This window comes from Nonomuraea sp. NPDC048826 (assembly GCF_043198225.1).
Classification (GTDB): domain Bacteria; phylum Actinomycetota; class Actinomycetes; order Streptosporangiales; family Streptosporangiaceae; genus Nonomuraea.
This window is the reverse complement of the sequence record NZ_JBICUQ010000002.1, coordinates 61406-83412: the sequence shown is the minus strand read 5'-3', so window position 1 is coordinate 83412 and position 22007 is coordinate 61406. Positions and strand designations below refer to the sequence as shown.

The 22007-nt window shown below is 70.8% G+C and carries 18 protein-coding genes and 1 tRNA gene; 6 read left to right on the top strand and 13 right to left on the bottom strand.

Translation table 11 applies throughout. The features are described from left to right. The first annotated feature begins 34 nt into the window (after positions 1-34). From ACGFI7_RS06150 to ACGFI7_RS06135, 4 genes are all read left to right on the top strand, one after another. Positions 35-877, top strand: a complete 843-nt coding sequence (locus ACGFI7_RS06150) for an alpha/beta fold hydrolase (RefSeq protein WP_393399785.1) — start codon at positions 35-37, stop codon at positions 875-877. Between the two features lie 53 nt (positions 878-930). After that, positions 931-1003: transfer RNA gene (locus ACGFI7_RS06145), tRNA-Ala, on the top strand. 220 nt (positions 1004-1223) lie between these two features. Beyond that, entirely contained in the window at positions 1224-1376 is a 153-nt protein-coding gene (locus ACGFI7_RS06140; RefSeq protein WP_393399782.1) for a hypothetical protein, read from the top strand. 67 nt (positions 1377-1443) lie between these two features. After that, a complete protein-coding gene (locus tag ACGFI7_RS06135; RefSeq protein ID WP_393399780.1) occupies positions 1444-3948 on the top strand; it encodes a lanthionine synthetase LanC family protein in 2505 nt (834 codons plus the stop codon). A 17-nt stretch (positions 3949-3965) separates the two neighbouring features. On the opposite strand, the gene ACGFI7_RS06130 is transcribed toward ACGFI7_RS06135, so the two are convergent. Next, positions 3966-5378, bottom strand: coding sequence for an MFS transporter (locus ACGFI7_RS06130; protein ID WP_393399777.1), 1413 nt, complete (start codon positions 5376-5378; stop codon positions 3966-3968). A 103-nt stretch (positions 5379-5481) separates the two neighbouring features. On the opposite strand from ACGFI7_RS06130, the gene ACGFI7_RS06125 reads away from it, so the two are divergent. Continuing rightward, positions 5482-6348 carry a helix-turn-helix transcriptional regulator gene (locus tag ACGFI7_RS06125; RefSeq protein ID WP_393399774.1) on the top strand — a complete coding sequence of 289 codons (867 nt, stop codon included), beginning with the start codon at positions 5482-5484 and terminating at the stop codon, positions 6346-6348. Positions 6349-6483: 135 nt separating this feature from the next. On the opposite strand, the gene ACGFI7_RS06120 is transcribed toward ACGFI7_RS06125, so the two are convergent. Next, positions 6484-7716 (bottom strand): MFS transporter, encoded by a 1233-nt coding sequence (locus ACGFI7_RS06120; RefSeq protein WP_393399771.1) that lies wholly within the window; start codon positions 7714-7716, stop codon positions 6484-6486. Positions 7717-7879: 163 nt separating this feature from the next. On the opposite strand from ACGFI7_RS06120, the gene ACGFI7_RS06115 reads away from it, so the two are divergent. Further along, complete coding sequence (locus ACGFI7_RS06115; RefSeq protein WP_393399769.1) at positions 7880-8266, top strand: hypothetical protein; 387 nt, start codon at positions 7880-7882, stop codon at positions 8264-8266. 54 nt (positions 8267-8320) lie between these two features. Here the strand turns inward: ACGFI7_RS06115 and araA are convergent, their stop codons facing one another. The 11 genes from araA to ACGFI7_RS06060 all read right to left on the bottom strand — a co-directional run bounded on the left by araA (position 8321) and on the right by ACGFI7_RS06060 (position 21968). Then, the gene (gene araA / locus ACGFI7_RS06110) at positions 8321-9775 is read right to left on the bottom strand and encodes an L-arabinose isomerase (protein WP_393399766.1); all 1455 of its coding nucleotides are present in this window, start codon (positions 9773-9775) and stop codon (positions 8321-8323) included. Further along, the gene (locus ACGFI7_RS06105; RefSeq protein WP_393399763.1) at positions 9772-10419 is read right to left on the bottom strand and encodes an L-ribulose-5-phosphate 4-epimerase; all 648 of its coding nucleotides are present in this window, start codon (positions 10417-10419) and stop codon (positions 9772-9774) included. The genes araA and ACGFI7_RS06105 overlap by 4 nt, the downstream gene beginning before the upstream one ends. Next, complete coding sequence (araB, locus tag ACGFI7_RS06100; RefSeq protein ID WP_393401860.1) at positions 10416-12071, bottom strand: ribulokinase; 1656 nt, start codon at positions 12069-12071, stop codon at positions 10416-10418. The genes ACGFI7_RS06105 and araB overlap by 4 nt, the downstream gene beginning before the upstream one ends. A gap of 61 nt (positions 12072-12132) precedes the next feature. After that, on the bottom strand, positions 12133-13125 hold the full coding sequence (locus ACGFI7_RS06095) for a LacI family DNA-binding transcriptional regulator (protein WP_393401858.1): 993 nt from the start codon (positions 13123-13125) through the stop codon (positions 12133-12135). A 116-nt stretch (positions 13126-13241) separates the two neighbouring features. Then, a complete protein-coding gene (gene mmsB / locus ACGFI7_RS06090; RefSeq protein WP_393399761.1) occupies positions 13242-14504 on the bottom strand; it encodes a multiple monosaccharide ABC transporter permease in 1263 nt (420 codons plus the stop codon). 6 nt (positions 14505-14510) lie between these two features. Beyond that, positions 14511-16040 (bottom strand): multiple monosaccharide ABC transporter ATP-binding protein, encoded by a 1530-nt coding sequence (mmsA, locus tag ACGFI7_RS06085; RefSeq protein ID WP_393399758.1) that lies wholly within the window; start codon positions 16038-16040, stop codon positions 14511-14513. Between the two features lie 58 nt (positions 16041-16098). Next, entirely contained in the window at positions 16099-17217 is a 1119-nt protein-coding gene (gene chvE / locus ACGFI7_RS06080; protein ID WP_393399756.1) for a multiple monosaccharide ABC transporter substrate-binding protein, read from the bottom strand. 190 nt (positions 17218-17407) lie between these two features. Beyond that, positions 17408-18394: a galactofuranose ABC transporter, permease protein YjfF gene (gene yjfF, locus ACGFI7_RS06075; protein ID WP_393399754.1), complete on the bottom strand. Its 987-nt coding sequence runs from the start codon at positions 18392-18394 to the stop codon at positions 17408-17410. Further along, positions 18391-19404, bottom strand: a complete 1014-nt coding sequence (locus ACGFI7_RS06070; protein ID WP_393399752.1) for an ABC transporter permease — start codon at positions 19402-19404, stop codon at positions 18391-18393. Before ACGFI7_RS06070 ends, yjfF begins: the two co-directional genes overlap by 4 nt. After that, the gene (locus ACGFI7_RS06065; protein ID WP_393399750.1) at positions 19404-20912 is read right to left on the bottom strand and encodes a sugar ABC transporter ATP-binding protein; all 1509 of its coding nucleotides are present in this window, start codon (positions 20910-20912) and stop codon (positions 19404-19406) included. Before ACGFI7_RS06065 ends, ACGFI7_RS06070 begins: the two co-directional genes overlap by 1 nt. A gap of 57 nt (positions 20913-20969) precedes the next feature. Then, positions 20970-21968, bottom strand: a complete 999-nt coding sequence (locus ACGFI7_RS06060) for an ABC transporter substrate-binding protein (protein ID WP_393399748.1) — start codon at positions 21966-21968, stop codon at positions 20970-20972. Between the last annotated feature and the right edge of the window lie 39 nt (positions 21969-22007).

The following is a 22007-nucleotide window of genomic DNA, read 5'->3' as shown; positions in this document are numbered from 1 at the left end:
AATGTCACCGTTTGGGCATCTTGAGAGGGTGAGCGTGAAAGTCGAATCGCCTGCCCGGCTCGGGCAGGCCACCCTCCCCGACGGCCGGCGGCTCGGCTGGGCCGAATGGGGGCCGCCGGAAGGCCGGCCCGTGCTCCTCTGCCCCGGTGCCGGGACCAGCCGCACGCTCGGCTTCGGCGCCGGGACGGTCGACCGGCTCGGCATCCGGCTCGTCTCCCTGGACCGCCCCGGGCTCGGCGCCTCCGACCCCGACCCGGGGCGCACCCTGACGGACTGGCCCGCCGACGTGCGGGGCTTCGGGCTCGACGGGATCCCGGTCGTCGGGTTCTCCCAGGGCGGGCCGTTCGCGCTGGCCTGCGCCGCCGCCGGGGTCGCCTCCCGGGTCACGATCGTGTCCGGCTCCGACGAGGTGGCCGCGCCCGAGTTCCGCGACGGGCTGCCGGCCGAGCTGCGCGGCCTCGTCGACTCCGTGGCCGGCGACCCCGCCGCCGCCGAGGAGTTCTTCTCCCGGTTCACCCCCGACGCGCTGTGGGACATGATCGTGCCCGGCAGCCCCGCCGAGGACCGGGCCGTCTACGAGGACCCGGCCTTCGAACGGGCCTACCGCAGGGCCATGGCGGAGGCGTTCCAGCAGGGCCCCGGCGGGTACGCCCGCGACACGCTGCTGGCGATGGGACGCTGGCCGTTCGACCTCGGGCGCGTCTCCGTACCGGTCGACCTCTGGTACGGGGAGCTCGACCACGGGCACTCGCCGGACCGGGGCGCGACGCTGGCCGGGCGCATCCCTGGGGCGCGCCACCACGTGGTGCCCGGCGCGGGCGGCGCGGTGCTGTGGACCCACGCCGAGAGGATCCTCGAGACCTTGGCAGAGGGATAAAGCGGTACGAGAGAGGTCGCGGGGTCCGATACACTGGGCACGCAGCGATGCGAGGGGCTATGGCGCAGTTGGTAGCGCGCTTCCATGGCATGGAAGAGGTCTGGGGTTCGAATCCCCATAGCTCCACCTCTTGATATTCAGGGCACCCGCTTTTTCACGGGTGCCCTTTTTTGATCAGGCAGGCCATGGTCACATCGCCCCGGACCTGGGCCTCTCCGTCATGACGATCACCAGGCGGTCAAGAGCACGCCTGACTGAAAGTTGTCTTCATGGTTGCAGCGATTATGAGGATATGTTACAGAGCTTTTAGACGCATTTACGCGGAAAAAACATGAGGAGGGCACAAATGTCCGACCTGATGACGCTGGAACCGCGAGAAGCCGACGCGGTCGTGCGGGAGCCGGAGGTCGGCTTCGCCCGTGGAGCCGACGTCGACGCCCTGCACGGCAAGCTCTGCCCGTGCATCGACGTCTGGTCCAGGAACACGACCTACCTCTGACCGCCCGACCCACCATGGGATCTAACCCCCACCGAGCCCCCGGACCCGATGGCCAGGGGGCTCGGCCATGACCGAGGGCGCCGCCGGCGTGGAGATCGAGGCGCAGGTGCGTGTCCTGGCCCGCGCCGGCGGGCACCGGGTCCTGCGCGACGATCCGTGGCTCGTGATCATCCCGCCGGACGACGAGATGCCCGACCACGGCTGGAAGCTGCACGTCTCGACGCGCGCCGTCACCTTCCCCGCGCTGGTCCGCCGCCTCCTTCCCGTCCTGCTCGACGAGGGCTGCGGGTTCAAGCTCGCCTGCTCCACCGCCGTGCTCGCCGAACTGAACGACGGGATCACCGCGCCCGCCTCCGTCGGCAAGGCGGTCACCGTCTACCCCCGCCCCGACCGGGTCCGCGACCTCGGCCTCGCCCTGGTCGCCCTGCTCCGCGGGCACGAAGGTCCGCGGGTGGCCAGCGATCGGCGGATCGACGGCGCCGCGCCCGTCTACTACCGGTACGGACCCTTCGCCGCGGAATGGCGCACCGACCCTTCCGGCCACACCGGCCTGGTCATCCGCGGTCCGGACGGAGAGGTGTTCGACGGCGAGGCCGACGCGCGCGGCTACCGGCAGCCGTCCTGGGTGACCGACCCGTTCCCGGACGCGACCGGCCCGCTGCCGGACACCGGCCTGCTGCTGGGCGGCCGATACGAGGTGATCGAGGGCATCCGCGAATCCGCCCGGGGCAACGTCTACCGCGGCGTGGACCGCGAAACGGACCGGCAGGTCGTCATCAAGCAGGCCCGCGCCCTGGTCGCCGAGTCCGAGGACGAGGCGGACACCCGGATGCGGCTGCGCAACGAGCGCCGGATCCTGCACGCGCTCGACGGCCTGCCCGGCGTGCCGCGGTTCCTCGACCACTTCAGGCACGCCGACGACGAGTTCCTCGTGATCACCGACGAGGGGCCCGTCGACCTGGGCGACGACCTGGAACGCGACGGCCCCTACCCGCTCGGCGACGGGCCGAGGTCGCTGCGGCGGCTGGCCGGCGAGCTCGCCGGCATCCTGGCCGAGGTGCACGACCGGGGCGTGGTGATGCGGGACGTGAAGCCGAGGAACATCATCGTCCGGGAGGCGGGCGCGCCCCGGGTGAGTCTCGTCGACTTCGGGATCGCCGCCCTCGACGGGCTCCACCTGCCGGGCGGCACCCCCGGGTACGCACCCGACCGGCAGCGCGTCGACGCCCCGCCCCGGCCCGCCGACGACCTGTACGCCCTGGGCATGACCTTGCTGGAGGCGGCCACCGGCCTGCCCCCGGTGTACGGGGTGGGTTCCGGCCAGGCGAGGACCAGGGCGCTGGAGACGGTCCGGGCCCGCTGGGGCGCCGCACCGGACGGCGTGATCGGCGCGCTGGCCGACCTGGTGCACGACGACGTCGCGGTCGCCGAGGCCGCCGTGCTGCGCCTGCGCACGGGCGGCGACCGCCCGGCCACGTCCCTGCTGCCGCCCCCGCCGGTGGCCGACGCCGGCTCGGCCGCCGGGCTGGCCGCCGCCCTGCTGGACCTGCTGACGACGAAGGTCGACGCGGCACTGGCCGAACCCCACGGACGGCGCCGGCCGAACCCGACGCTCTACAGCGGCCCCGCGGGCATCGGCCTGGAACTGCTCCGGCACGGCGACCACCCGGGGGCCCGCGACCGGATCAGCCGGCTCCTGGCGCGGGTGACCGCCGACGCCGACACCTCCGACCTGGGACCCGCCCTGCTCGCCGGCCGCACCGGCGTCGACGTCTTCGTCCGGGAGGCACGGGAGTGGCTCGGCCTGCCCGCCGCGGAACGGCGCCGGCCGGACCCGCTCACCGGGCCCGACGCGTTCGACCTGGTGTCCGGGACGGCCGGGATCGGTCTCGGCCACCTGTGGTTCTTCCGGCGCGACGGAGACCCCAGGGACCTGGACGTGGGCCGCCGCTGCGCCGAGACGCTCGCCGCGGCCGTACCGGAGAGACCCGGGCTGGCGCACGGGCTGGCGGGCGTCGTCGCGTTCGACCTGTTCGCGGCGGACCACGTGGACGTCGGCCGCGCCGGCGACCGGCTCGCCGCGTTGATCGACGCGGCGGTGCCGCTGATCGAGCGCGCGGCGGCGGGGGCCGGCGACCCGCTGGCCACGGCGTCGTGGTGCAACGGCCTCACCGGCGTGGCCCGCGTGCTCGCCGAGGCGGGGCGGCGCGGGAACCGCCCCGACTGCACCCGGCTGGCCCTGACCGCCGGGGACGCGCTCACCGGCTGGATCCCCCGCTCGGTACACCTCGGCCAGTGTTGCGGCGTCGCGGGGATCGGTGACCTCATGCTCGACCTGTCCTTTCTCCCGGGCGGCGAGCGGTTCACCGACCACGCGTACGCCGCCGCACGGCAGATCGTGCTGCGCAGCGCGGGCACCCACAGCCGCCCGGAACCGGTGTCGTTCTCCACCACCGACCGGGACGGCGTCTCCTGGGCGATCGGCCTGGCCGGCATCCTCGGCTTCGTCCGCCGCCTCCGAGACCGGGGCGGACCCCGCCTCCTCCCGGAAACCGGCCCCGACCGCCCGTGAGCCGGCCGTACGATCACTCACCCCGGTGTCTTGGGCAGGCGGAGGAAGATCGCGACGAGGATCCCCGCCATGACGGCAGCGGCGGCGTTCACCCCGATCGCGAACCGCAGTCCCGGCAGCAGCGTGGCGGCCCAGCCGGTGGCCAGCGCCGACATCACCGGGGTGCCGAGGGCGATGCCCACCTGCTGGCTCATCGTGACCAGTCCCGTGGCCAGCCCCTGCTGCTCCGCGGGGACGCCCGCCGTGGACGTCACGGCGTAGCCGACGATCGCCACGAGGTTGGCCACGCCGCCGACGAAGGTGACGATCAGCAGCGGGACGAGCCAGCCGCGGCTGTCGCTGACGAAGGCGAGCGGGAGCGTGGCGGCGGCCTGCACGAGGAAACCGGCGACGATCGCCGTCCGCGCGTCGGTCCTGCCGATGATCCTCGGGGCGAGAAGGCCGCCGAGTACGGTGCCGACGCCGAGGACGGCGAGGATCAGCCCGGCGGTGACGGCGGTGTAGCCGAGGATCTCCTGCAGGTAGAGGGTCAGCAGGAACACCAGCGAGGTCTCGGTCGCGAAGGCCAGGAGCCCCGCGACGTTGCCCCAGCCGACGTTGCGCCGCCTGAGCAGCTTCGGGGCGACCAGGGGCTCGGCGACGCGGGACTCAACGGCGTAGAAGATCACGAACAGCGCGGCCGCCGCGAGGATCGGACCCCAGGCACCGACGTGCGTCCAGCCTGCGTGGCCCGCCGTGTCGATGCCGAGGACGAGCGCGACCAGGGCCAGCGTGACGGTGACCGCGCCGGGGGCGTCGAGCTTCGGGCGGCGTCCCGCGGGCGTCTCGCGCAGCACGAACGGGGCCACGACGAGCACCGCCACGGCGACCACGACGTTGATGAAGAACGCCCACCGCCAGCTCACCGCGCCGGTGAGGACCCCGCCCAGGACGGCGCCGGTGGTGAACCCCGCCGCCATGAGGGCGCCGTTGAGTCCGAGCGCACGTGAGCGGGCCGGGCCTTCAGGAAGCATCGTGGTCATCAGCGACAGCGCGGCCGGGGTGACCATCGCGGTGGCGACGCCCTGGCCGACCCGCGCGGCCAGCATCAGGCCCGGCTCCTGGGCGAGCCCGCCCGCGAGCGAGGAGACGCCGAGCAGCACGACGCCGGCGAGGAAGAGCCGCTTGCGCCCGAACAGGTCGGCGACCCGGCCGAAGAACAGGGTGAACCCGGCGGCGCAGAGCGCGAAGGAGGTCACGATCCACTGCAGGGCCGCCGTGGCGAACCCGAGGTCGTGGCCGATGTGGGGCAGGGCGACGTTCAGGATGGAGAAGTCCACCGCGAGCGTGAAGTTCGCGGTGAGCAGCACGGCCAGCGCGATCCGCTGCGGGCCGCTGAAGCGCTCCGCGCCGGTCGCCGGTGACGGTGCCGAGGTGTCGATGGTGGTCATGCCGTCCAGGCTCGGCCGCCGCGCCCCCGGCGGGCCAGCACCCCCGATTGCCTAGCACTGGCAGGGTCAGGATCGGCCCGGCCGCGTGCGGGAGAATGGGTACGTGAACAGACTGCCTCTCGACCCGGCGGAACGGCCCGTGACGGAACTCGGCGAGTTCCTGCGCTCACGCCGTGACCGGCTCACCCCCGAAGAGGTCGGGGTGCGCACCTACGGCAGACGCCGGGTGCCCGGCCTCCGCCGCGAGGAGCTGGCGCAGCTCGCCGGGGTGTCGATGACCTACCTGACCCGGCTCGAACAGGGGCAGTCGCAGAACGCCTCCGACGCGGTCGTCGAGGCCCTCGCGCGGGCGCTGCGGCTCGACGCCGACGAACGGGCCCACCTGTTCGCCCTCGCCCGGCCCCGGCCCGTCAAGCGCCGCCGTGCCGCCAAGCCCGAAGCCGCCAAGCCGGGCGCCGCGCAACTCCTGCGGGCGATGGACGACGTGCCCGCGGTGCTGCTCGGCCGGTTCAACGACATCCTCGCCTGGAACCGCGCCGGCCACCTGCTGCTGGCCGGCCACCTCGACGTCGACGCCCCCGGCAGGGCGGCGGACCGGCCCAACCAGATCAAGATGCTGTTCCTGGACGAGCACACCCGCGACCTGTACGCCGACTGGCAGGCCGAGGCGGCGCTCGCCGTCGCCTCGCTCCGCTACGTCGCCGCGCAGTACGCCGACGACCTGCGCCTGGCCGGGCTGGTGGGCGAGCTGTCCATGAACAGCCCCGCCTTCGCCTCGCTCTGGGCCGGTCACGCCGTGAAGCTCTGCACCAGCGGCGTCAAGCGGTTCCGGCACCCCGCCGTCGGTGAGCTGACCCTGGCCTACGAGGTCCTCCACCTGCCGGAAGGCAACGGCCAGCGCATCCTCACCCACACCGCTGAGCCGGGCAGCGCCTCGGCCGCGGCCCTGCGCCTCCTCACCACGACCTGAGCCGCCCCGGGTCCCCTTAGCAAGGGCCCCGGCCCCGCTGCTGAGGGGGCCGACCCGTTGGTGAGTGGCCAGCCCATGGATAAGGGGTCGGCCCGTTGGTGGGGAGCCCGCCGCCAGCGCGGGCCCCTCCCCGCGCTACTGCGGATCCGTACTCTTCCGGCTCTTCCGGCTCGCGGCCAGCCGGGCGGCCACGATGACGGCCACGCCGAGGGTGGTGAGCGCGGCGCCGGTGACGGCCGGGCTGCGCAGCCCGTGACCGGAGGCGATCGCCGCCCCGGCCAGGCTGACCCCGGCGGTGTTGCCGAGGTTGAAGGCGGCGATGTTCGTCGCCGACGCCAGCGTCGCCGCGCCCGTCGCGTGCCGGAGCACCCGAGCCTGCAACCCCGGCACCGTCGCGAACCCGACCAGCCCCAGGAGCGCCAGGGCGACGGCCGTCGGCACCGGCAGCGACGCGACCGCGCCCAGCGCCAGGATCACGACCGGCAGCAGGATCGACAGGAACAGAACCGCGTCGTCCGCGTTCCAGTCCGCCGCCCTCCCGCCCACGAGGTTCCCCGCGAACAGGCCGACGCCGAACAGCACCAGCAGCCACGGTACGGCCGACGGCGCATATCCGGTGACCTCGCGGAGCAACGGCTGGATGTACGTGAACTCCCCGAACATGCCGCCGAACACGAGCGCGGTCGTCAGCAGCGAGGCCAGCACCTGCGGCCGGGCCAGCGCCCGGAACTGCCGCCCGATCGGCAGCTGGTCCGGCTCCGGCTCGGTCCTCGGGACCAGCGCGGCGACCCCCGCCAGGGCGAGGACGCCGATCAGGCCGATGATCCAGAACACGGTGCGCCAGCCGGTCTGCTGACCGACGAACGCCCCGGCCGGGACGCCGAGCACGTTCGCCACGGTCAGCCCGGCGAACAGGGCGGCCACCGCCGAGGCCCGTTTCGCGGGCGGCACGAGCGAACTGGCGAGCACCGCCCCGATGCCGAAATATCCCCCATGGGCGAGCGCGGCCACGATCCGCCCCGCGAACATCACCCCGTAGTCCGGCGCCCACGCCGACAGCACGTTCCCTGCCACGAAGAACGCCAGCAGCAGGACCAACGCGTCCTTCGGCGACCGCCGCATCAGGAAGGGCGTGATGACGATCGCCCCCGGGACCACCGCGAGCGCGTAGACGCCCACCAGGTGCCCCGCCGTGGTGATCGTCACCCCCAGGCCGCCGGCCACCTCGCTCAACAACCCTGCGATGACGAACTCGGTCAGCCCGATCCCGAACCCGCCGAGGCTGAGCGCGGCCAACGCCGCCGCTCTTCGGCGATCGGGCGGCCCTCCGGCGTCCGTACTGGTCGGGGTCCGGGTATCGATGGTCATCAGGCCTCACCGCCGTCGAACGGTCCGGTCACCCGAGCGTGATCCGGCTGCCCGTCCACCCTCGGCCCCGAGGCGATCCGGCAACCAGCACCCCTCGTTGACTAGCATCGGCAGTGATACCTACAAGGCCGCGGCGATCGGAGGGCGGGGATATCATCACTGCATGTCATCCCCCCAGCACCGTGTGCATCTGGTTGATCGCGTCGAGAGATTGGAATCGTGCGCATTCGCCATCAGTGCGGACATCGCCAACCTCAGAACCGTCGTCGAGCTTCTCGACTACACCGCGCCCGTCTTCGGCGACATCATGGCCGGCCGCGCCAACCTCGCCACGCGCGAGGACCTGCAGAAGCTCGAACAGCGGCTGACCGACAAGTTCGAGGACCGCTTCTCCGGCGTCGATGCCCGTCTCGACGGCATCGACTCCCGCCTCGACAGCATGGACGCCCGGTTCGACACCATGGACGCCCGGTTCGATCGGATGGATTCGCGGCTCGATCAGATCCTGCTCGCCATCGGCAGGACCCAGAGCGGCGCGTCGCAGAACTGATCAGGGCGTCCCGGCGGCCATCGCCTCCGTGCGGTGGTGGCCGCCGGGATGCTGTCAGAAGCCCTGGGCCAGGCGGTAGTAGGCCTGGTTCCAGCGGAGTTCTTTGGCGAACTGGCGCGGGGTGGTGTCGGCGTCGATGACGAGCAGTTCGACGCCGAGCATCTCGGACAGGTCCGTCAGTTCCTCGACGCCCACGGCGGTGGACAGCACCGTGTGGTGCGGGGCGCCGGCGGTGAGCCAGGCCTCGGCGGAGGTGCGCAGGTTGGGGCGAGGTTGCCAGACCGCACGGGCGACGGGCAGCGCGGGCAGCGGCTGCGGCGGCGCCACCAGGTCGATCTCGTTGGCCACCAGCCTGAACCGGTCGCCCATGTCGGCGAGGCCGACCACGATGCCCGGCCCGGGTGTGGCGTCGAAGACCAGCCGGACGGGGTCCTCCCGGCCGCCGATGCCCAGCGGGTGGATCTCGCACGACGGGGTGCCGGAGGCGATCGTCGGGCACACTTCCAGCATGTGGGCGCCGAGGATGAGCTCCTCCCCCGGCGTCAGGTGGTAGGTGTAGTCCTCCATGAACGAGGTGCCGCCGGGCGCCATCGCCTTGAGCGTGCGCAGCAGCACCGACGTCTTCCAGTCGCCCTCGCCGCCGAAGCCGTAGCCGTCGGCCATGAGCCGCTGCACCGCCAGGCCGGGGAGCTGGCGCAGGCCGCCGAGGTCCTCGAAGTTGGTGGTGAACGCCTTGAAGCCGCCGCTCTCCAGGAAGTGGCGCAGGCCCAGCTCGATCCTGGCGGCGTAGCGCAGCGACTCGCGCCGTTCGCCGAGCAGTTCGGGCGCCACCCGGTAGAGCTCCTCGTACTCCTTGACCAGCTCGTCCACGTCCGCGTCGGTGGCCGCGTCGACGGCCTCGACCAGGTCATTGACCCCGTAGGTGTTGACGGAGACGCCGAAGCGGAGCTGGGCCTCGACCTTGTCGCCCTCGGTGACGGCCACGTCCCGCATGTTGTCGCCGAACCTGGCCAGCCGGAGGGTGCGCAGTTCGGCCAGGCCGGAGGCGGCGCGGGCCCAGGCCAGGACGCGTTCGGCCACGGCCGGGTCGCTGACGTGGCCGGCCACGGTCTTGCGGGCGACCCCGAGCCGGGTCTGGGCGTACCCGAACTCGCGGTCGCCGTGCGCGGCCTGGTTGAGGTTCATGAAGTCCATGTCGATGGAGGCCCACGGCAGCTCCACGTTGGCCTGCGTGTGCAGGTGGAGCAGCGGCTTGCGGAGCGCGTCCAGGCCGGCGATCCACATCTTCGCCGGGGAGAAGGTGTGCATCCACGCGATCACGCCGGCGCAGGTGTCGTCGGCGTTGGCCTCGAGCATCACCCGCCGGATGGCGGCCGCGTCGGTCAGGACCGGCTTCCACTGCACGGGCAGCGGCAGCGCCCCGGCGATGCGCTGCGACTGCTCGGCCACCTGCCGCAGCGTGTCCTCCCCGTACAGCCCCTGGCTGCCGGTCAGAAACCAGATGTTCAACGCGGGCTCCTCTGTCCGTAGACGTTCTGGTAGCGGTCGTACAGGCGATCGACGTGCTCCGGCTTGATCGGCAGGGGCTCGCCGAGCTGCCTGGCGACGTGGACGGTGCGGGCGACGTCCTCGCACATGACGGCGGCCTTCACGGCCGCCTTCGGGTCCTTGCCGATGGTGAAGACGCCGTGGTTCTGCATGAGCACGGCGGGCGAGCGGTGGCCGGCGAGCGTGGCCACGATGCCCTGGCCGATGGAGTCGTCGCCGATGAGCGCGAAGGGGCCGACGGGGATCTCCCCGCCGAACTCGTCCGCCATCGCGGTGAGCACGCACGGGATCGGCTCGCCCCGGGCCGCCCACGCCGAGGCGTAGGTGGAGTGGGTGTGCACGACGCCGCCCACCTCGGGCATGTGGCGGTAGACGTACGCGTGCGCGGCGGTGTCGCTGGACGGGGCGTGGGCGCCTTCGACGAGGTTGCCGTCGAGGTCGCAGACGACCATGTTCTCCGGTGTCAGCTCGTCGTAGGAGACGCCGGAGGGCTTGATGACGAACAGGTCCTCGCCGGGAACGCGGCCGGAGACGTTCCCGGCCGTCCAGGCGACGAGGTCGTAGCGGACCAGCTCCGCGTGCAGGGCGGCGACCGTGGTCCTCATGAGGTCGCCTCGTTCCTGATGGCGCGCAGGGTGTGCAGCATGCGTCCGTCTCCGAAGTGGTCGTGCAGGGTGCGGTACTCGGCGTACAGCCGGTCGTAGGCGTCGGCCCTGGCCGGGTCGGGCACGTACGCGGCTTCGGCGCGCTTGCCCATGGCGGCGGCCGCCTTCTCGATGTCGGCGTAGGCGCCGGCGGCGACGGCGGCGTGGATGGCGGAGCCGAGCGCCGGGCCCTGGTCGGAGCCGATGACCGACAGCGGGCGGCGCAGCACGTCGGCGTAGACCTGCATGAGGAAGCGGTTCTTGAGCAGGCCGCCGGCCACGACGAACTCCTCGACCGGGACGCCGGCTCGTTCGAAGGTCTCCACGATCATGCGGGCGCCGAACGCGGTGGACTCGATGAGCGCGCGGTAGACGTCCTCGGGCCGGGTGGCGAGGGTCTGGCCGACGATGACGCCGGACAGGTTGTGGTCGACGAGGACGGAGCGGTTGCCGCCGAACCAGTCGAGGGCGACCAGGCCGTGCCGGCCGACCGCCTGCTTCTCGGCGAGCGAGGTGAGGTACTCGTGCGCGTTCATGCCCTGGGCGGCGGCCGCCTCGGCGTACTCGGCGGGGACGTGGGCGTCGACGAACCAGGCGAAGATGTCGCCCACCGCGGACTGGCCGGCCTCGTACCCCCACAGGCCGGGCACGATGCCGTCGCGTACCACGCCGCACATGCCGGGCACCTCGGCGAGCTGGTCGCTCGGCATGATGTGGCAGGTGGAGGTGCCCATGATGGCGACCATCTGGCCGGGCCTGACGGCGTCGGCGGCGGCGGCGGTGACGTGCGCGTCGACGTTGCCGACGGCGACGGCGATGCCCTCGGGCAGGCCGGTCCAGGCGGCCGCCTCGGCGGACAGGGCGCCGGCGAGGCCGCCGAGCGGGGCGAGGGTGACGCCCGCGGTCTTGTCGCCGACCTGGCCGGTGGCGAGCTTGGCGGTGAAGCCGGAGAAGCCGGGGTTCAGCTCGGCGAGGAACGCCTCGGACGGGTAGCCGTCCTCCTGAAATATCCCTTTGTATCCGGCGGTGCAGATGTTGCGGCTCTCCACGCCGGTGAGCTGCCAGATGATCCAGTCGGCGGCCTCGATCCACCGGTCGGCGGCGGCGTACGACTCCGGGTCCTCCTCCAGGACCTGCAGCCCCTTGGCGAACTCCCACTCCGAGGAGATCTTGCCGCCGTAACGGGGCAGCCAGCTCTCACCGCGCCGGGCCGCCAGCTCGTTGATCCGGTCGGCGTGCGGCTGGGCCGCGTGGTGCTTCCACAGCTTGGGCCAGGCGTGCGGCCGCTCGGGGGTCAGGAAGGAGAGCGGGGTGCCGTCGGCCGTGGTCGGCAGCACGGTGCACGCGGTGAAGTCGGTGCCGATGCCGATCACCTCGCCGGCCGGGACGCCGGCCGCGGCGACGGCGGCGGGCACGGCCACGCGCAGCACGTCGATCCAGTCCTGCGCCGACTGCAGCGCCCAGTCGGGGCCGAGCCGCACGCCGGAGCCGGGCAGCTCCCGCTCGATGACGCCGTGCGCGTACTCGTGGACGGCGCTGCCCAGCTCCGCGCCGTCGGACACGCGGACGACGACGGCACGCCCGGACAGCGTGCCGAAGTCCACTCCGACCACGAACTTGTTAGCGTTCACACTGATCTCCAGGGGATTCGTACGGGGCCTTGCCCTGCATATATCACGGCACCCGCGCAGCGGCAGCCGTGCTGGACCTGACGACGAAACCGGGCGGCACGACCAGGCGCTCGCATCTGCCCGCCCCCGACTCGATCTGCCGGAGCAGCACCTCGATGCAGTGCCTGCCCACCTGGTCGAAGTCCTGCCTGACCGTGGTGAGCGGCGGCGAGAAGAACGCCGACTCGGGGATGTCGTCGAAGCCCACGACGCTGATCTGGTCGGGTACCTTCACTCCTTCCTCGGAGAGCGCGCGCAGCACGCCCAGCGCCATCTGGTCGTTGGCCGCGAAGACGGCGGTGACGCCGGCCATCGCCGCCAGGCTCCTGCCCGCCTCGTAGCCGGCGCGCGGGCTCCAGTCGCCGGCCAGCGGCTCGGGCACCGGACGGCCCGCCTCCTCCAGCGCGGACCGCCAGCCCTCCAGCCGCCCCTCGGTCTCCAGCCAGTCGGGCGGGCCGGTGACGTGGTGGACGGTCTCGTGCCCCAGTTCCAGCAGATGCCGGGTGGCGAGCCTGGCGCCCTCGGCCTGGTCGATGCAGACCACCGAGACGTCGGTCCGGTGGACGCCCTCGACCGCGACCGCCGGGGTGCCCGACGGCAGGCTCTCCAGCGCCGGACCGGCCGAGCGCCGCGGGGCCACCACGACGATCCCGTCCACGCCCTGCTCGGACAGGTAGTCGATGGCGTCGCGGACGCTGTCGACGTCGAGCGTCTTGAGGCTCACGATGCTCACGAAGTAGCCGGCCGTCCTGGCCGCCTGCTCGATGCCGTAGATCGTGCTGGCCGGGCCGTAGAGCGTGGTGTCGAAGCTGACCACGCCGAGCATCCGGGACCGCTTGGTGACCAGCGCGCGGGCGGCCAGGTTGCGCCGGTAGCCCAGCCTGGTGATCGCCTCCTCCACCCGGGCCCGGGTGTCGGGCCGGACGTTGGGGTGATCGTTCAGCACCCGGGAGACCGTCTGGTGCGACACGCCGGCTTCCCTGGCCACGTCGGCCATCACGGGCGGGCGGCGCTTGAGCGGCGCTACCACGGTCTCTCCTTCCTGCTGGTACGAGCTCTGCTGGTACGGGTTCTGCTGGTACGGGTTCTGCTGGTACGGGTTCTGCGGGGCGATCAGGCGGCGGCGCCCGCGCGGCGCTTGGTCCACACGTCGAAGGCGACGGCGGCCAGCAGGACCAGGCCCTTGACGAGCATGACCCGCTCACTCGGCGAGCCGATCAGGGACATGCCGTTGTTGATCACGGCCATGATCAGGCCACCGGTGATGGCCCCGACCACCTTGCCGACGCCGCCCTGGACGGCCGCGCCACCGATGAAGGCCGCGGCGATCGCGTCCAGCTCGAACGAGTTGCCCGCCGTCGGGCCCGCCTGGTTGAGCCGCCCGGCGAAGATGATGCCGGCGATGGCCGACAGCACGCCCATGTTGACGAAGATCCAGAAGACGACCTTCTTGACCTTGACGCCGGACATCACCGCGGCGTGCAGGTTGCCGCCGATGGCGTAGATCTGCCGGCCGAACACGGTCTTGTTGGCCAGCAGCGAGTAGCCCAGCACCAGCACCGCGAGGAGCACCAGCACCCAGGGCAGGTTCTTGAACCGGGCCAGCTGCACCACCAGGAACAGGATGAGCGCGGCCCCGGCGGCCATCTTCAGCACGAACACCGCGAACGGCTCGACGGACTGCCCGTAGCCGGCCCTGGCGGCCCGGGTGCGCCACTGGGCGACGACCATGCCGGCGATGGCGACCAGCCCGATCAGCAGGCTGAACAGGTCGGCGCCGCCCAGCGGGCCGAGCCCGACGTTGCCGAGGTAGCCGCTGGTGAACCCGTTGGCCAGGGTGCGCACCTGGTCGGGGAACGGGCCGATGCCCTGGTTGCCGAGCACGGTCAGGGTGAGCGCGCGGAACAGCAGCATGCCCGCGAGCGTCACGATGAACGCCGGGATGCCGAAGTAGGCCACCCAGTAGCCCTGCCAGGCGCCGATGAGGGCGCCGGCCGCGATGGTGACCAGCAGGGCCAGCGGCCACGGCATGCCCATGTTGACCATGAGCACCGCGGCGAGTCCTCCGGTGACCGCGACCACCGAGCCGACCGACAGGTCGATGTGCCCTGCGATGATCACCAGGATCATCCCGATCGCGAGGATCAGGACGTAGGAGTTCTGGACGATGATGTTCGAGATGTTCTGCGGTGTGAGGAGAGCGCCGTCGGTGAGGACCGAGAAGAGCACGACGATCAGCGCGAACGCGATGTAGATGCCGCTCGACCGCAGGTTGAGCGACATGCCGCCGAGCGAGACCCGGCCTGGCCGCTTGGGCTCTTCCGGTCCGCCGCCCTTGGCGCCGGCCGTCACGACGGCGGGCGTGGTGCTGCTCATGTGGAGCTACTCCTGTCCCTTGGTCATCAGTTGCATGAGGCGTTCCTGCGTGGCTTCGTGCCGTGGCAGCTCACCGGTGACGCGCCCTTCGGAGAGCGTGTAGACGCGGTCGCACAGGCCCAGCAGCTCGGGCAGTTCGGAGGAGATCACCAGCACCGCCTTGCCCTCGTCGGCCAGCCGGTTGATGATCGTGTAGATCTCGTACTTGGCGCCGACGTCGATGCCGCGGGTAGGCTCGTCGAGGATGAGCACGTCGGGCTCGGTGAGGATCCACTTGGAGAGCACGACCTTCTGCTGGTTGCCGCCGCTCAGCTTGCCGACGACGCTGGACACGCTCGGCGCCTTGATGTTCATGCTCTTGTGGAAGCGCTCGGCGACGGCGTACTCCTCGTGCTCGTTCACCCAGCCGCGCTTGGCCAGCCCGCTCAGGCCGGCGGCGGAGATGTTGCGCTTGATGTCCTCGATGAGGTTGAGCCCGTACCGCTTGCGGTCCTCGGTGGCGTAGGCCAGGCCGTGCCTGATGGCGTCCTGGACGGTGCGGATCTCGACGGGCTTGCCGTCCTTGAAGATCTTGCCGGAGATGTTGACCCCGTACGTCCGGCCGAAGACGCTCATCGCCAGCTCGGTGCGGCCGGCGCCCATGAGGCCGGCCAGCCCGACGATCTCCCCCCGGCGCAGTGTGAGCGAGGCGCCGTCGACCACCTTGCGGCCGGGCTGGCTGGGACTGTGGACGGTCCAGTCCTCGATGCGCAGCGCCTCTTCGCCGACCTTGGACTCGTGCGGCGGGAAGCGGTTGTCGAGGGCGCGGCCGACCATCCCGGAGATGATCCGGTCCTCGGTCACCTCGTCGGTCGCCATGTCGAGCGTCTCGATGGTGCGGCCGTCGCGGATGATCGTGACGGCGTCGGAGATCGCGATGACCTCGTTCAGCTTGTGGGAGATGATCACGCAGGTGATGCCCTCGTCGCGCAGCCCGCGCAGCAGGTCGAGCAGGTGCGCGGAGTCGTCGTCGTTGAGCGCCGCGGTGGGCTCGTCGAGGATGAGCAGCTTCACCTCCTTCGACAGCGCCTTGGCGATCTCCACGAGCTGCTGCTTGCCGACGCCGAGGTCGGAGACGACGGTCGTCGGGTTCTCACGCAGGCCCACCCGCTTCATCAGCAGGTCGGCCTCGTAGTTGGTGCGGTTCCAGTCGATCATCCCGCGCTTGGCGCGCTCGTTGCCGAGGAAGATGTTCTCCGCGATCGACAGCTGCGGGCTGAGCGCCAGCTCCTGGTGGATGATGACGATGCCGGCGTGCTCGCTGTCGCGGATGCCGGCGAACGCGCACTGCTGTCCGTCGAAGTGGATCTCGCCTTCGTACGTGCCGTGCGGGTAGACCCCGGACAGCACCTTCATCAGCGTCGACTTGCCGGCGCCGTTCTCGCCGCAGACGGCGTGGATCTCACCGCGCCGCACGGACAGGTTGACGTCCTGCAGCGCCTTGACGCCCGGGAACGTCTTGGTGATCCCGGTCATCCGCAGAATGTGGTCGGTCATGTGTCGAAGCCCCTCGGTCAGGGGCTCCGGGGGACGGGCCGTCCCCCGGAGCACGGCCCTACTTGAGCTGGTCCTCGGTGTAGTAGTCGCCGCCGATGATGATTTCCTCGTAGTTCGTCTTGTCGACGATCACCGGGTCGAGCAGGTACGAGGGAACGACCTTGTTGCCGTTGTCGTAGTCCTTCTCGTTGTTCACCTCGGGCTTCTGGCCCTTGAGCACGGCGTCGGCCATCTTGACGGTGGTCTCGGCGAGCTTGCGGGTGTCCTTGAAGATCGTCGAGTACTGCTCGTCGGCGATGATCGACTTGACTGAGGCGAGCTCGGCGTCCTGGCCGGTCACGACCGGGTACGGCTGGCCGCTGGTGCCGTAGCCGCTGCTCTTGAGCGCCGACAGGATGCCGATGGACAGGCCGTCGTACGGGGACAGCACGCCGTCGACCTTGGTGTCGCCGGTGTAGGTCTTGGTGAGGATGTCTTCCATGCGCCGCTGCGCGGTGGCCGGGTCCCAGCGGAGGATCGCGGCGGTCTTGAAGTCGGTCTGGCCGCTCTTGACGACGAGCGTGCCGTCGTCGATCTTCGGCTGGAGCACCGACATGGCGCCGTTCCAGAAGAACGTGGCGTTGTTGTCGTCAGGCGAGCCGCCGAACAGCTCGATGTTGAACGGGCCCTTCTCGCCCTTGTCCACACCGAGGCCCTGGAGCAGGGAGGTGGCCTGCTGGACGCCGACCTTGAAGTTGTCGAAGGTCGCGTAGTAGTCGACGTTCGGGCTGTTGCGGATCAGCCGGTCGTAGGCGATGACCGGGATCTTGTTGTCCGCCGCCTGCTGGAGCTGGGAGGTGAGCGCGGTGCCGTCGATCGAGGCGACGATCAGCAGCTTGGCGCCCTTGGTGATCTGGTTCTCGATCTGGTTGGCCTGCGTGGGGATGTCGTTCTCCGCGTATTGGAGGTCGACCTGGTAGCCGAGCGCCTCCAGCTGCTTCTTGACGTTGTCGCCGTCGTGGATCCACCGCTCGGACGACTTCGTCGGCATCGTGACGCCGACCAGGCCGCCGCTGTTGCCTCCCTCCGCCGCCGAGGACGCCTCGGCGTCGACCGTCTTCTGGCTGGAGCCGCAGGCCGTCATGGTGGCGGCGAGCGCGATCGCGGTGACCACGCCCCCGATCCGTCCCAACCTCATCGTGTGGTTCTCCTTGCATGAAAGATCACGGCAGCGCGCGAGCTGACCGTGAGAGGAAACGGTTCACCACAAGGGGGATGAACCAGAACAAAACTCTCGTCCGTTGGTCGTGATTGTTATCGCTAACAACCAGCATGTCAATGGATCCGGGTAACCTCCTGGTAACGTTCACATGGTATCTCCTCGCAGGTCAGAGGCGTGAACGCGCCGAGAACAGCCGCTGCAGCAGGATGAAGGCGAACAGCAGGAGGCCGATGACGATCTTCGTCCACCAGGAGCTCAGCGTGCCCTCGAAACTGAGGATGGTCTGGATCAGACCGAGCACGAGCACGCCCAGCACGGTGCCCAGGAGGAAGCCGGTCCCGCCGGTGAGCAGGGTGCCGCCGATGACCACCGCCGCGATCGCGTCCAGCTCCATGCCGACGGCGTGCAGACCGTACCCGGAGAGCATGTAGAACGACAGCACCACGCCGCCGAGCGCCGAGCAGAAGCCGGAGATCGTGTAGACGGCCACCTTCGTGCGGCCCACGGGCAGGCCCATGAGCAGCGCCGACTGCTCGCTGCCGCCGGTCGCGTAGACCGCCCGGCCGAGCCGCGTGTAGTGCAGCACGTACGCGGCCACCAGCACGACGACCGCCGCGATGATCACGCTGGGCGAGATCCACATGTCCGCGATCAGGTCGATCCTGGTCTGCGCGAACGCGGTGAACGTGGGATCGGTGATCGGGATGGACTCGGTCCCGATCGTGTAGCACAGCCCCCTGGCCAGGAACATGCCGGCCAGCGTGACGATGAACGGCTGGATGTCGAAGGCGTGGATCAGATAGCCCATCACCAGCCCCAGCCCCGAGCCGACCAGCAGCACCAGCGGCACCACCAGGTACGGCGGCCAGCCCGGCCCGGTCATCAGGCTCGCGGCGATCATCGTGGACAGCGCCACCACCGAGCCCACCGACAGGTCGATGCCGCCGGTGAGGATCACGAACGTCATCCCGACGGCCACGATCAGCAGGAACGCGTTGTCGATGAAGACGTTCAGCACGATCTGCCCGGTGGCGAACCCCTCGTAGCGGACGCCGCCGGCCACGAACATGGCGACGAACAGGCAGGCCGTCACCAGCACCGGCACGTACTTGGCGGGGAGCGTCCTGCCCCCGCCGAGGCTGAGCGTGGTCACGTGCTCACCCGTACCTTCTCCTCACTCACCGGACGGGGCGGGGCGGTCCCGCCGCGGCGGTGGAACACCTTGTCGCGGAAGGCCTGCGACTGGATCAGGCAGACCGCGGTCACGACGAGCGCCTTGAACAGCAGCGTGGTCTCCGGCGGCACCCCGACGGAGTAGATCGTGGTGGTCAGCGTCTGGATGATCAGCGCGCCGATCACCGTGCCGCCGAGCGAGAACCGGCCGCCGGCCAGCGACGTGCCGCCGATCACCACGGCCAGGATGGCGTCCAGCTCGATCCACAGGCCGGCGTTGTTGCCGTCGGCGCTGGACACGTTCGAGCTGATCATCAGCCCGGCCACGCCCGCGCAGAGGGCGGCGAACGCGTACACCATGACGATGATCCCGCGCGCCCTGATGCCGGCCAGCCGGCTCGCCTCGGCGTTGCCGCCGACCGACTCGATGAGCATGCCGAGGGCCAGCCGCCGGGTCAGGAAGGCGGTGATCGCCAGCACGGCGAGCACGATGAGGATGCCGAACGGCACGGTCAGCAGGTAACCGCCACCGATGATCTTGTACGCGGGCTCGTTGATGGTGATGATCTGGCCGTCGGTGATGAGCTGGGCCAGGCCGCGCCCGGCCACCATGAGGATCAGCGTGGCGATGATCGGCTGGATGCCGACCGCCGCGACCAGGAACCCGTTCCAGGCGCCGAGCAGCGTGCTCAGCCCGAGAGCCAGCACGATCGCGGCGGCCACGCCCTGGTCCTGGCTGATCTGCAGGCAGGCGAGCGCCCCGGCGATGGCCACCACCGAGCCGACGGACAGGTCGATGCCGCCGGTCGCGATGACCAGCGTCATGCCCAGCGACACCAGGATCAGCGGCGCGCCGAACCGCAGGATGTCGATCAGGCTCCCGTACAGGTGGCCCTCGCGGAGCTGGATGGAGAAGAACCCGGGCGTGAAGATCAGGTTGACCAGGAGCAGCACGGCCAGGATCAGGATCGGCCAGAGCAGGCGGCGCATCAGGTCCGGCCTCCGCTCGCGATGGTCTCCATGATCACGTCCTTGGTGAGGTCGTCGTCGTTGGGCAGCTCGGCGATCAACCGGCGGTCGCGCAGCACGGCCACCTTGTGGCTGAGCCGCAGCACCTCCTCCAGTTCGGCGGAGATGAACAGCACCGCCATGCCGCCGTCGGACAGCTCGGCGACCAGCCGCTGGATCTCGGTCTTGGCGCCCACGTCGATGCCGCGGGTGGGCTCGTCGAGGATGAGCAGCCGCGGCTGCAGGATCAGCCAGCGAGCCAGCAGCACCTTCTGCTGGTTGCCGCCGCTGAGGTTGCGCACCGGGATCTCCGGGTTGGGCGGGCTGATCCGCAGCGCCTTGACGTACTTGCCGACCAGTTCCTCCTGCTGCTCGCGCGGGACCGGCCTGGCCCAGCCGCGGGTGGCCTGGAGGGCGAGGATGATGTTCTCGCGCACGGTCAGGTCCTCGACGAGGCCGTCGCGCTTGCGGTTCTCCGAGCAGAACGCGATCTTGTGGTTCATCGCGATCCGCGGCGTGCGCAGCGAGACCTGCTCGCCTTCGACCGCGACCTGACCGGCGCCGGCGTGGTCGGCGCCGAACAGCAGCCGGGCCACTTCGGTGCGGCCCGAGCCGAGCAGGCCGGCGAGCCCGACGACCTGGCCTTCGTGGATGGTCAGCGTGAACGGCTCGATCGCGCCCTGCCGGCCCAGCCCGCGGGCCTCGACCAGCGGCGTGGCGAAGCTCCTGGCCTCACCGTGCAGCTTGTCCAGCGCCTCCAGCTCCTGGCCGATCATCTTGGCGACCAGCTCGACCTGGCTGAGCTCGCGGGTGAGGTACTCCCCCACCAGCCGCCCGTTGCGCAGGATCGTCATCCGGTCGGAGATCTCGTACACCTGGTCCAGGAAGTGCGTGACGAACAGGATCGCGATGCCCTCGTCCTTGAGCCTGCGCATCACCCGGAAGAGCTGGCCCACCTCGTCGGCGTCGAGGCTGGAGGTGGGCTCGTCCAGGATGAGCACCCGGGCCTCGACGTCGAGCGCGCGGGCGATGGCCACCATCTGCTGGATGGCCAGCGAGTACGACGACAGCGGCGCGGAGACGTCCAGGTCGAGCTCCATCCGCGCCAGCAGTTCCCTGGCGCGGGACCGCATCCGCGGCCAGTCGATGCGGCCGAAGCGGCGCGGCTCACGGCCGATGAGGATGTTCTCGGCCACCGACAGGTTGGTGCAGAGGTTGACCTCCTGGTAGACGGTGCTGATCCCGGCCTGGCGGGCCTCCAGCGGGCTGCCGAAGGCGACGGGCTGCCCCGCCAGTTCGACGGAGCCCTCGTCGGCCGTGTGCACCCCGGTCAGCACCTTGATCAGGGTCGACTTGCCGGCGCCGTTCTCGCCCATGAGCGCGTGCACCTCACCGGGCAGCAGCCGCAGGTCCACGCCGTCGAGGGCGCGCACGCCCGGGAACTCTTTGCCGATCCCGCTCATCCGCAGGATCGGCGGGGGTGCGTCCATCCGGCGCCCCCTCCTTCCCGACCGGGCCGGCCGCGCGGCCGGCCCGGTCGTCCTCGATCAGTACTGGCGGCTGGGCAGGGCTTCCTTGGCCTGCTCCTGCGTGAACGTGGTCTCCTCGGTCACCACGCGGGCAGGCACGCTCTCGCCGGCGACGACCTTCTTGGCCAGGTCCATCAGCTGCGGGCCGAGGAGCGGGGAGCACTCCACGATGTAGTTGATCTTTCCGTCGGCGAGCGCCTGCATCCCGTCCTTGACGGCGTCCACCGTGATGATCTTGATGTCCTTGCCGGGCACCTTGCCCGCACCTTCGATCGCCTCGATCGCGCCCAGGCCCATGTCGTCATTGTGCGCGTAAAGAACGTCGATGTCCGGGTGTGCCTTCAGGAAGGCCTCCATGACCTCCTTGCCCTTGGCCCGGGTGAAGTCGCCGGTCTGCGAGGCGATGACCTTGAACTTCTGGTCGGCGCCGATGACCTCGGCGAAGCCCGCCTTGCGGTCGTTGGCCGGGGCCGAACCGGTCGTGCCCTGCAGTTCGACGATGTTGACGGTGTCGGTGGCGTCCTTGTACTCCTCCACCAGCCACTGGCCGGCCTTCTTGCCCTCCTCGACGAAGTCCGAGCCGAGGAAGGTCTTGTAGAGGGAGGTGTCCGGGTCGTCGACGGCCCGGTCGGTCAGGATGACCGGGATCCCGGCGTCCTTGGCCTCCTTGAGCACCGTGCCCCAGCCGGATTCGACGACCGGCGAGAACGCGATGACGTCCACCTTCTGCTGGATGAACGAGCGGATCGCCTTGATCTGGTTCTCCTGCCGCTGCTGGGCGTCGGAGAAGCGCAGCGTGATGCCGGCCTCCTTGGCCGACTCCTGGACGGACTTGGTGTTCGCGGTGCGCCAGCCGCTTTCCGCGCCGACCTGGGAGAAACCCATGACGATCGCGTCGTCGTTGCCGCCCTCGCCGCCGGTTCCGGCGGTGGTGGTGCCGCCACCGCCGCCACCGCAGGCCGCCAGCGACAAGGCGGTGAGGCCGGCTACCGCCAGCATCGAGATCCTCTTCAACACGTGGGGGGTGTCCTTTCTGGGGTTGTGAGCGCTAACACG

Bases quoted from the DNA above. Each gene is read 5' to 3' on its own strand.
- ACGFI7_RS06140 (WP_393399782.1), top strand. From the start codon at position 1,224: ATGTCCGACCTGATGACGCTGGAACCGCGAGAAGCCGACGCGGTCGTG.
- ACGFI7_RS06135 (WP_393399780.1), top strand. From the start codon at position 1,444: ATGACCGAGGGCGCCGCCGGCGTGGAGATCGAGGCGCAGGTGCGTGTC.
- ACGFI7_RS06130 (WP_393399777.1), bottom strand. From the start codon at position 5,378: ATGACCACCATCGACACCTCGGCACCGTCACCGGCGACCGGCGCGGAG.
- ACGFI7_RS06120 (WP_393399771.1), bottom strand. From the start codon at position 7,716: ATGACCATCGATACCCGGACCCCGACCAGTACGGACGCCGGAGGGCCG.
- ACGFI7_RS06115 (WP_393399769.1), top strand. From the start codon at position 7,880: ATGTCATCCCCCCAGCACCGTGTGCATCTGGTTGATCGCGTCGAGAGA.
- ACGFI7_RS06105 (WP_393399763.1), bottom strand. From the start codon at position 10,419: ATGAGGACCACGGTCGCCGCCCTGCACGCGGAGCTGGTCCGCTACGAC.
- ACGFI7_RS06095 (WP_393401858.1), bottom strand. From the start codon at position 13,125: ATGGCCGACGTGGCCAGGGAAGCCGGCGTGTCGCACCAGACGGTCTCC.
- mmsB (WP_393399761.1), bottom strand. From the start codon at position 14,504: ATGAGCAGCACCACGCCCGCCGTCGTGACGGCCGGCGCCAAGGGCGGC.
- mmsA (WP_393399758.1), bottom strand. From the start codon at position 16,040: ATGACCGACCACATTCTGCGGATGACCGGGATCACCAAGACGTTCCCG.
- chvE (WP_393399756.1), bottom strand. From the start codon at position 17,217: ATGAGGTTGGGACGGATCGGGGGCGTGGTCACCGCGATCGCGCTCGCC.
- ACGFI7_RS06070 (WP_393399752.1), bottom strand. From the start codon at position 19,404: ATGCGCCGCCTGCTCTGGCCGATCCTGATCCTGGCCGTGCTGCTCCTG.
- ACGFI7_RS06065 (WP_393399750.1), bottom strand. From the start codon at position 20,912: ATGGACGCACCCCCGCCGATCCTGCGGATGAGCGGGATCGGCAAAGAG.